We start from the raw sequence: 7,283 nt of genomic DNA on the forward strand, positions 1-7,283 counted from the left end.
TGAATTATTGGGGTGTGAAAGGGGGGGCTCCTAAGGCCTGCCAACCCGCCATCCTCCTTATTTTCTTAGGCGAAATTTTAAGGCGCGTCGCCTTCATTTAAGAGTTTAAGCAGATACAGAGCGCGCTCAGCGTCAATTTTTTCCGTCCTTAACAGATCTCCATCGGGGTGCAGCTCCGGGTGCAAACCCGCCAAAACTTTCATCATGGTCATGACGTCGTAGACGTCTCCCTGGCCGTCGCCGTTCACGTCCTTGCCGATCCACAGGTTGGAGTCCTCTCCTATCATCCAAATGGGATAGTCGCTTCCTCCCTGGAACACTGTCCCGGGAAGGGCCTCATAGGTATATCCGGACACAAACACTTTATTGTCCGAATTAACCGCTATGCCTCCGGGAGCGTCATTCATGGTCGAGCCCAGCATTTTGATCCATCTTTGTTCTCCGGAAAAATCCACGGAAGCCGCCAGAAGGTCCACTCCGCCCTGGTTTTCGCAATCATCAAAACGGCCCTGGGTTTTGCCCCCGGCGTATATGCCCAGGGAGCCGATATCCAGATAGTTGATTTCATCATTGGCGGAGGTTCCGATTAAACTGGCCCACTGCTGGATTCCGGAGGAGTTAAAACACGAAATAAAGCCGTCATTTCCGCCCGCGTTTTCCTCGCCGAATAGGTCTCCGTTGGTGACGCCCCCTACATAGACGGAACCCGAGTCATCTAAAACCACATCAAGAGCTCTGTCATCGGCGGCCGATCCGAAACTTTGATGCCAGGAGGCTGCGCCATTGGAAAAATAGCGGGCGACAATAGGCTCGTAAACGCCTGTATAGCTTTGCCCTGCAAGGATCACCCCCTGCGCGTTCGCAGCCGCGCCATTGGCGATTTCACTGCCTCCCGCCGTGCCCAGCAGGCGCGTCCAGAGTACCGCTCCGGCCCCGTTGATTTTTATCAGGGCCATGTCCTCCGCTCCATAGTATGGCTGGCCGTTTAACGAGCCTTTGGTATATCCTGCGATGTAGATGTTCCCGTCCGGATCGGAGGCGACGCTGTTGGCAATATCTCTTTCCGCCGAGCCATAGGTTCTCACCCAGCTTAAGTTTCCGTTGGCGTCGAATGAGGCTGCAAACATATCTCCCTGGCCTTCATAGTTGTTCCCGGGGAGGACTCCGAAGGTTCTGCCGGCCACGATGACAGCCCCCTGGGCCGTTACATGAACGTCAGAGGCGTAGTCTCCGCCTTCTCCCCCCATGAGCGTCATCCAATTTCGATTGCCCTGGGCGTCGTGCTGGGCCAGGAATACGTCGTAGCTCCCTGCGTTGGCCTGGCTTGGCCCATCTCCCTTGGTGTGCCCGGCAACATACACGCGCCCCTGGGCGTCGCAGGCGACTCCCGTAACAATATCGTTGGCGTTCGTGCCGAACAGGCTCCACCACTCGGGAGAAAACAGGGCTTGCACTTCTGTATGCTCGGTCATGGTCAGGACGCAATCTTCCAAGCCCTGGCAGGCCCCGGACCAACCCGCGAACCGCCATCCCGGCTCCGCAGTGGGGATGAGCAGGACGCTTTCCTCCTGCTGAAACTCCCAGGAGCAGTTTGCTGCGCAATTCAGGCTTTCGCAGGCAACGCTCCCGTTGCCGGTGATTGTAACGGCTAGGTCCGGCGGGACGACAGCCTCCGACGCCAGGAAATCCAGGCCCGCGGCAAGGGTTTCGTCCACCGTGACCGTTCTTGTGATTGGAGAAAAGGTTCTTAAGTCGTGAACCGGCTGCAGCACATGGGTTCCATGGGGGACGTAATGGAACTCATAGCTCCCGTTGCTTTGCGTGACCGCCTGGGTATAGAAGGCGCCGTTCCGGATGAGATTCACCGGAATGCCGCCTGCTCCCGCGCCGTCAGCCGTGCGGATCGTCCCCTGGATTTCGCCGAGCGGCAGCACGTCCACATCGCCGTAACCGGTCTGTTCTCCGCCGCTGGTTTGATCCGTCTGTCCGTCTCCATCCAGGTCTATATACAGGGTATTGTCCGCTGAATGCCAGGAGACCGATTGGGCGCTTCCCGTATAGGAATGCACGTAGAAGTTGTCCGAGTCGTCGCCCCGTATGACATTCAGGCGGCTTAAGGGCGCCACGGGCTTGAAAGACAGGGTGTAATTCCCATCGATGGGCATTATGGCGACCCCCACCCCGCCGGATTCATCTCCCTCGTAAAAAAGGTAGGCTGTCTGGGGAATCTGTATGGAAAATTCCTCTGTGGCTGTAATTACGGCGCCGTCCCCGCCGGTGAGGGTTACGTCAGCGCATCCCCAAAAAGTCACGGCCTGATAATCCGTAAGCTCATAGGCCTGGAAGTACTCCTGGAGCAGGGGCGCCATTGCGTCCATGGCTTCCTGCGCCGCAAACCCGGCCGCCTCGGCGTCTACCGTGTATGGGGATGCAATGCCGGGGGATTTTGTGTTGGGATTCGGGGGCGGATAAACGATCTGATAGATTTTGTACTTGTCATTCAGGTAGTCCACCCATCCTTTGGCCTTGGAGCCGAAGGCGACTACTTTTTTTTCTCTATCGCCCAACCCGGCGAATACCAAATCCTCGTTGAAGTGGTCTATGGTTTCGCCGCATACAAACCCGACCAAATCGGAAATCGCTTTCACGTAGTCGCCTTTATCAAAGTCGCACAACAAGCCGCATACCGTGAGGAAGTAATTGGCGCTTTTTCCGTAAACGGGAACTTCCTTGGCGACGTTCAGCATCCAGTGCTGGGTTACGGTGGTTGCGTTTAAGGAACAGACAAGGTCCTGGTAAATGCTGGTTTCGGAGTCGGCGCTTAAGCCGATAATCGTTTGCCGCCTCAGCATGGGTTCGTGGATGGATTCATTTTTTGATAGATCCGTTCCAAGGAGGATGTTGTTCAGATACAGCCTGTAGAAGTGGGCTCCGTCCTGCCCCATGATAATCGCGGGAAAGTTGTGGGCGGCGTCGAAGGTTGGCTGCTCCAGGGCGGTCAGCACTTGCGTCTCACTGGTCGCCAGAAAGGCGCAGGCGCCCATGTAGGTAATGTCGTCCCCGCCGTCGGTGCGGTTAAGCCATTGGGTCGTCAATTGCATGCCCACGCTTTTGCCGTTCCAGACCTCGTTCTGGCCGTTTTGCGCGTAGCGCTGCAAGTCAAAATCCGGGTAAAAGGCGCTTCCCACCTTCACGAACAGGCCAAAGGGCGTTTCAGGGGCGAAACTGTATGATTGCCCCTCCACCGAGTCCACCCCGTTGAGGCAAACCCCCAGGCCCACGGAGACCGTGGCGTCCACCTCGGCGCCGGAGGCCGAATGCACGGCGCGTATGGTCGCCGCATGGGGGAGTGAAACCGCGCCGTTCGTATATTCCACTATGGGCGTTGCATGAAAATAGGCCGAGGCGATTCCCTGGGCGTCGGTTGTAACCGTGAGGGAGCGTTCAAAGCCTCCGTCGCCTGTGGCCAGCCTGCCCGGGCCGGACTCTGGGCCGTAAAACACCACGGTCTCGCCGGCGGGGACGGATTCGCCGAACTGCACCCGAATGAGGGCCGGGAGGTCTGCGTGCATGGGAATCACCGCGCTGTCGTCATGAAACAGGCCGTCGTCGGGCAACGCCTCCACAATGGTGGGATCGCAGCCGTATTCAAAGTCGTAATCCAACTGGGCCTCTTGCCCTGAGCCGTTCAATGCGATCTGGATTTGATAGCCTCCGTCCTGTAAGGTTTGCAAGGTTTGAGACACGCCGGGGCCGTCTACATGCAGGGTGGAATAAGGGATCGGCCCCACGCCGGGGAACTCCGCCCGGCCCTGGATGGTCAGGCTGGAGGGGATTTCATTCGCCGGCGTGAAGTCCTGGGTGAGATAAGGCAGAAGAATCTCGTCCCCGTCCCCCTCGGTGCAGGCGTCGGAGTGCAGGGTCAACTCGGGCGGAAGGCGGAAGGTCATGTTAACGTCCATGGTCTCGTTGGGGTCGGAGCCTTCCCCGTCCAGCTGAATGCTGAAATTCCCCTGGGCGTCGGTATACAACAAAGGGTAGTCCCCGGGAATGTATACCTCCGCGTTGGCCAGGGGCTGGCCGGATACCAGGGAAACCACTGTTCCGGAAAGATTGATGACTCCCGGGCCGGAAGACCCGCCGGGATAATACACAGGGCGCGCAAGCCCATGATGGCCGGCCGCGCTGATTTCCAGAGGGTAGTAGGACGTGGTCCGGGCGGTGAAATCAACGCCCGTCACTGCGCCGGCCTCCACATGGACGCTGCGGGAGGACGGGCTGAACTGCATATCCTGCTTTGAAGGCGTGACCGTGTAGTCTCCCTCCATCACCTGGGTGAACTGGTAGGCGCCGGACTCGTCCGTGGTTTGGGTGCGCCCGTCGTTCAGGCTTATGGTCACGCCGGAAAGGCCGGAATCGTTGAAGATCGCCTGCCCCTGGATGCCGAAGAGCGGAATTCCCACATAGATGTAATCGGTTTTGGTAAGGGAGTCGGACTGGCCTTCTCCGTCCGAAACGGATAGCGTGACGGAATAAACTCCCTGGGACGAATAGGTGTGGGAGGGGTTCTGGGACGAACTGGTTCCGCCGTCGCCGAAGCTCCATTGCCATTGGATGAGGGCGCCCTGGGATTCATCCTGGAAGTTGACGGTGAAGGGGGCCTCGCCTTGGGTTTCGGACGCGGAAAACGCCGCAACAACGGGGATGGGGGCCTGTACGTCGAACGAATTGCTGGTTCCCGTCGCGCCATTGCCCGAGACCGTAATCTGCACCCCTTGGGCTTCCTGGGTTGCGGTCAGGGAAACGGCGGCCTGGCCGTTGACCAGGGACACGGTCTGGTTGGCGATGCCTCCTCCGCTGGCGGACATGGTCACATCGCCGGAGTATTCATCCATGAGCTGATCAGAAGCGTCCTCGGCGTAGATGGCGACGGAGAAGGATTGATCGGTTTTTTGGGGAGAGGAAATGGCGGACAGGCTGTAATGGTCCGGGGTTGGCTCCAGGGAAAGGCGGAGGATGGCTTTATTGGTCAGGGCGTATACCGCGCTGCCGTCCGGGCTGCCCCATATCCGCTTGATTCTGGATTCGTCGGTCTGGCCGCCCGCAGGGGTCCAGGGCAGGGTCATGGATTCCCAGGAATCGCCGTCATAGTGCAGGATGAGATCCTCGCCCACGGCGTAGACGTCGTTTCCACTGAAACCCCAAATGTCGTGGAGGCTGCAGGAATAATTGCGAAATCCTGTTATGTCAGAGCTCCATGAAGAGCCGTCAAAATGGCATATCGTTACCGTGTTGCTTCCTTTTGCATCTCCTACAACAAAGACGTCATCGCTGGCCGCGCCCCAAACGCCGTAACTGTAGACGTCAAGGGGAGTGGTCATCCCCCAGGAGCTGCCGTTGTAATGGTATAGACCGTCATCCATGTATTCTTCCTGGCTGTACGCCAAATAGATGTCATCCAATCCGGAGGCCCAGACAGGGGCGCCGATTGAAGAAGAAACCCAATGGCTGCCGGGTGAGAAAAAGGGCAGATCGTCTTCATTCCAGGACGAACCATCATAGTGGTGGAATTTATGGGACATCAAATCGGCCATAAAAAAGTCGCCGCCGGCCAACCCTCCGATGCCGATGTACTCCCCGCGGACTTCCGCAAGGCTGACAGACCAGGCGTTTCCATCGTAGTGCCAAAGCCGGCCGACGGAGAGGGCGTAGACATCGTCAGGCCCGCTTCCCCAGATTTGCTTAAAGTACGCGTCGTAATGCCTGAATTTTTGAGCGCCTCCAACTTGAACCCACTCCCCGTCATTCTTGTCCAGGGCGAGGCTCCATGAGGAGCCGTCATAATGCCAGATAGCAGCGTGCTGGTAGTCCAGGTCATAGCCGTCGGAGCAGCAGTCAGAGCCCGACTCCTGGTGATATCCCCCGACCGCATAGATGTCGTTGGGGCCGGAGCCCCAAATGTCGTAAAGCCCTTCTTTATAAGGAAAGTCCCCATGGGTTTCCACATGCACCCATTCAGTCCACACCTGGGCGGCCAGGGTCTGGCCGGGACTTAATCCGGCCCATAAAATGCCCTGGATGAGGGTCGTTAGAACTAGGATTAATCGGACGGGGAACCTGTTGTGCGCGGGGTTGCGCCTTTGGGAAAAGGTGCTTTCCATGGTGCTCCTATTTGCTGTGGCATTCCGGCATTTTTGGCTGTACTGCTTGGCAATTTTGGCTATGATTTCTAAAAGAATACTTGCTGAACAGAATTCATGCAACCCATTTTCTGTTCCGCAGCCCGCCTGCCGGAATCTCCCATGTCATGCGGCGCCTCATGACGGGGTACGCCGGATATTTCAATCGCAGGCATTTTCGTCACGGCCCCCTGTTTCAAAATCGTTTCAAGTCCGTGCTGTGCCAGGAAAACGCCTATTTCAAGGAACTGGTCAGGTACATTCACCTGAATCCCGTGAGAGCGGGAGCGGCTCCGGACCTTAAAGAGCTTGCGGCCCACCGGTTTTGCGGACATGGCGCCTTATTGGGGAATAGATCTTGCCCCTGGCATGATGCAGATTTTGTTCTGGCCGCGTTTGGGGGATCCTTACGAGCTTCCCGCAGGCGCTACATTGATTTCATGATAGCCGGGCTGAACATGGGCAGGCGGGATGATCTGACAGGGGGCGGTCTGGTTCGAAGCCTGGGAGGTTGGGAGGCGGTTAGAGCGGCGTTTCCGTCCAAGGAATCCCGCCAGAAAAGCGACCAGCGGATTTTGGGGGACGGGGATTTTGTGCAGTCGATCCTGAACCAGGCCAAGGAAAACCTTTCCGGCAAATACCTCTTGGCTGCCAAAGGCATCGACAAGAAAACGGCGTTGGGAAAGGCCTCGGCCCTTTTTGGCGTCGCGCCGGAGTGGGTTCTCGCCAAATCGCGGCAGCGGCCCCTGGCTGACGCCCGAAGTCTTTATTCCAACATAAAAAACCTTGCTCTCTGAGCAAGGTCAGAGTTCAGTGGCTTTGCCATCTGAACGACTCATTTGCTACAACCGAGGCCGAGTTGTCCCCACAACCGTAGCCAAGGAGTAACAAATGAGTCGATTCAAGAAGTTATCACAAACAATTTGGCATTGCCAGTATCACATAGTTTGGACGCCCAAGTATCGTTACAAAATACTCAAGGGCAAGATTGCCGATGAGGTTGAAAACTGCGTCCGGGCCTTTTCCGCCCAACAAGGGGCGGAAGTTATAGAATTGAACGTGCAGATAGACCATGTTCACCTTCTGGTGATGATCCCGCCCAAG

3 protein-coding genes are annotated in these 7,283 nt (G+C 57.2%); 2 read left to right on the forward strand and 1 reads right to left on the reverse strand.

Annotation, left to right across the window (positions count from 1 at the left end; genetic code table 11):
- Positions 1 to 77: 77 nt before the first annotated feature.
- Positions 78 to 6,161, reverse strand: coding sequence for a PKD domain-containing protein (locus BUE18_RS25210; protein ID WP_073478915.1), 6,084 nt, complete (start codon positions 6,159 to 6,161; stop codon positions 78 to 80).
- 80 nt (positions 6,162 to 6,241) lie between these two features.
- On the opposite strand from BUE18_RS25210, the gene BUE18_RS25215 reads away from it, so the two are divergent.
- Positions 6,242 to 6,976: a transposase gene (locus tag BUE18_RS25215; RefSeq protein ID WP_244549380.1), complete on the forward strand. Its 735-nt coding sequence runs from the start codon at positions 6,242 to 6,244 to the stop codon at positions 6,974 to 6,976.
- A gap of 94 nt (positions 6,977 to 7,070) precedes the next feature.
- Positions 7,071 to 7,283, forward strand: a 213-nt coding sequence (gene tnpA, locus BUE18_RS25220; RefSeq protein WP_139264635.1) for an IS200/IS605 family transposase, incomplete at its 3' end; no start/stop codon positions are given.

The organism is Desulfatibacillum alkenivorans DSM 16219 (assembly GCF_900142135.1).
Classification (GTDB): Bacteria; Desulfobacterota; Desulfobacteria; order Desulfobacterales; family Desulfatibacillaceae; genus Desulfatibacillum; species Desulfatibacillum alkenivorans.

Coding starts and splice junctions, on each gene's coding strand:
- BUE18_RS25210 (WP_073478915.1), bottom strand. CDS start 6,161: ATGGAAAGCACCTTTTCCCAAAGGCGCAACCCCGCGCACAACAGGTTC.